The sequence below is a fragment of the Geobacillus sp. ZGt-1 genome (genome assembly GCF_001026865.1).
GTDB lineage: Bacteria > Bacillota > Bacilli > Bacillales > Anoxybacillaceae > Geobacillus > Geobacillus thermoleovorans.
The window spans coordinates 1-3128 of record NZ_LDPD01000168.1 but is presented as its reverse complement, the minus strand read 5'-3'; the positions used below and the strand labels follow the sequence as shown (position 1 = coordinate 3128).

At 45.1% G+C, this 3128-nt stretch carries 4 protein-coding genes; all 4 read right to left on the bottom strand.

Annotation, left to right across the window (positions count from 1 at the left end; genetic code table 11):
- Nucleotides 1-3 precede the first annotated feature (3 nt).
- The 4 genes from VU18_RS16340 to VU18_RS16325 are packed head-to-tail and all read right to left on the bottom strand — an operon-like array spanning nucleotide 4 to nucleotide 3044.
- Complete coding sequence (locus VU18_RS16340) at nucleotides 4-606, bottom strand: hypothetical protein (RefSeq protein ID WP_201775865.1); 603 nt, start codon at nucleotides 604-606, stop codon at nucleotides 4-6.
- 23 nt (nucleotides 607-629) lie between these two features.
- Nucleotides 630-1355, bottom strand: a complete 726-nt coding sequence (locus VU18_RS16335) for a cytidylyltransferase domain-containing protein (RefSeq protein ID WP_047758562.1) — start codon at nucleotides 1353-1355, stop codon at nucleotides 630-632.
- Between the two features lie 12 nt (nucleotides 1356-1367).
- Nucleotides 1368-2333 carry an ATP-grasp domain-containing protein gene (locus VU18_RS16330; protein WP_236687446.1) on the bottom strand — a complete coding sequence of 322 codons (966 nt, stop codon included), beginning with the start codon at nucleotides 2331-2333 and terminating at the stop codon, nucleotides 1368-1370.
- 39 nt (nucleotides 2334-2372) lie between these two features.
- Nucleotides 2373-3044 (bottom strand): HAD family hydrolase, encoded by a 672-nt coding sequence (locus VU18_RS16325; protein WP_047758560.1) that lies wholly within the window; start codon nucleotides 3042-3044, stop codon nucleotides 2373-2375.
- Between the last annotated feature and the right edge of the window lie 84 nt (nucleotides 3045-3128).

Genomic DNA, 3128 nt, shown 5'->3' with positions numbered 1-3128 from the left:
CAACTAGCACCACGGGTTATATAAATATTTTTCCATAATTGCATCAAACAATTTACTGATATACTTATCGCAGTCTGTCCACTGTTTTCGGAAGTGATCTGGATTTGTAAACGTCCCCACAAATAAAATATCGACCTTTCTCTCTTCCATTGTCTTACTTGAGACAGAAACCTCATTATACGAAGAACCATGAGGAATAAAAACTTTGGAATATACTCCATTCAAAAATGTCCTTAGAAATGAAAGATGGGTTTGATCCACAGTCGAAACAATGAGATTTTTTACTCCTTGGTTTAATCGATTTATATGATACATAGGATGGTCAACTAAAAAGGCGAATAATGGAATATTTAAATGGTCATATAACGACTTATCTCCAACCTTTATGTCAATCCCCATGGCATTCATTGATAAGAAGAAAAATACCTCTTTTTCTTTTAAAACTCTTTCAAGTTCTGCTATCCATGAAGATGCTAGAAGATCTATAATTTTCACTTCAAAACCGAGTTGTTGAAAAGATACAGCAAGATCTTGAATAAAATATCGAAGCACACCATACTGACTTTGCCCATTATAAAGGACAATCGTTTTATTTTGATGACTCATAGCTTCGCCTCCGCGTACACATTTTACACCACCGGTTTTTGCTGAACATGGGCGTTGAGCTTGGCCACATCCGGATGATCCAGTAAAAACTGGACGACCTCACGCGAACGAACGAATCGATCCCCTCTGAAATGGTTCGCAATGGCTACGCATAATTGATAGTCTTCTTCGGTATCCAATGTGATGCGCAGTTGAGGTTGGCAAATGGCTTTCGGCGCTTGAACAAGTGTACGCTTAAATTCATCCGGGAATTCATAAGCGTAATACGTCACATGCTCGCGATGACGCGGCTCTTTCCCATGATGGTATATGTATTCGAGCGCTGAAAACGACACCATTTCAACGACTAGACCGCGCGGTAAATCTCCTTCCACAATCACGATATCAGATGGTTCAGCCTTCATTGCCTCAATAATTTGATTGGCAAGTTCATAATCGACAAACGGGCAATCCGCCGTCACGCGAATGACATAATCAGGCTGATGAGGCTTAGCACACTCGTAATAACGGGAAAGTACGTCATCCTCTGAGCCGCGGAAACAAGACACGTGATGTTTCTGGCACCAATTCTCAATCACATCATCTTGCATCAGGGTGGACGTAGCGACAATCACTTCATCGATTTCTTCTACTTGTTGGCATCGTGAAACAACATAGTCCAACACAACCGTATTGCCAAGCGGCATGAGCACTTTTCCCGGCAGCCGCGATGATCCCATGCGGGCCTGGATGATGATGATCGTTTTCAACTTGATCCCCCTTTACAAATCGATCACGAAATCCGTTGGATACCGAATTTGTTTCTTTTCATTCGTTGAACGGACGAATGGGTAGTGCTCCAAGTTCCTCCCTTGCGCCTCAAGAAAAAACCAATAAAAACTGTCCAAACCGGCTTCAATGCTTAACGTTGAAGCTCCGCCAAAGCGAGGATTGCACTCGATGAGATGAAACTGCCCCTCACGATCGATGATCACTTGCATCACCGCATGCCCGTATAACCCTAAATAGGAGGCGACAGCGATACACATGCCCTCTAATTTCTCATTTCTGATCGTTGTGGTGACTTGTGACTCCCCATTCACGACGTAATCCCTTTTTCGAGCCACTGCTCCCTTCGCGTGTCCTGTCCGTGTCATGTAGAGATCAATGCTGATCTCTGTCCCAGCGATAAAAGGCTGAAAAACAGGGGCCTCCAGCTTATGGGCATGCTGATTTGCTTCTTCTTTCGTTAAACAAAGCCCGACGTTTCTCGCCCCCGCTCCGTAACGTTCCTTCACAACATAATCGCCATCATCCAGTTCTGCCAACGAAAGCGCCGTCGGAACGACAGGGAATCCCTGAGCCGAGAGCACTTCATAAAACCGCAGCTTATCAAGACAAATATCAATCGCGTTCTGTTCAGACACCATGGCAAATATACCGTTCTCTTCAAATACTTGACGATAGGCAGAAAAGAACGGAAGCTCGCCGTCTCTTGTCGGTATAATGAAGCGGATGTGCTTCTTGCGGCAAGTTGAAATGAATTCTTCAACAGTAAAATGTTCTAACGAAGGCATGTGCCAAAATTCGTCGACAAAATATTGGGCAATGCAATTGCTGTTTCGATCAGCCCCGATCAAAATCCCTGACATTCCCATTTTCCGCATCGCGTGTCGAACCGCTTGAAGCAACGGAACCTTTTTGGAAATGCTGGTCACCAATACGTGTATACGAACCACCTCTTTCACCAAACAGGGGGAAAGAACCAACGACACCCCTTCGTCGGCTTACAACCTGTTAATCAATTCTGTCAACGAGCCAATCGTCATGTCCGCTTCGTATTCGTCCCCCAACTTCGTTCGCATATGATCGCCGACATCCCGAACAATCCGCACCGTGCCCATCCCGAGCCTTTTCGCGGCAATAAAGTCTTTATTTGGGTTATCGCCGATGTATACGCAATCGCGAAAATCCAACCCCAAATACTCCATCATCTTTCGATACGGCGTCTCGCTCGGCTTCCAATGTTCCCTTCCCAAATCACCGGTCACGATGATTTTATCTACGAAATGCTCAAGTTCAAGAGCTTTGATTTTCGCCCATTGCATCGTCGAATCCCCATCCGTGATGATGCCGAGCTTTTTTCCTGTCTGTTTTAAATGAGACAGAACTTCCTTCGCATCATCATATAGCGAAATATCGGGCCGATGACTGCGATAAAGATGGACGAGGCGGGCAATATCGGCGTCAATACCTAGCTGCTTGCATACGTCATCAAACACCCGCCCGCGCCCATTTCGCCGCCATTCATCGATCAGCATTTGATAAATGCCGTCTATCCCTATGTCTGGACGCTGCTTCGCCAGCTCATTCGCCACCGTCCAGAATCCCGATCTGACATAATCGTGTTCGCAATATAGCGTGTCGTCGAGGTCGAAGATGTATCCACTATAATCCATTAGTGCCTCCAAGTCATTTCAATTTTGATTACAAAAAACCCCTCTCCCTCTAGAAATGTTCATATATCAAGGCTTTTCGGCCTC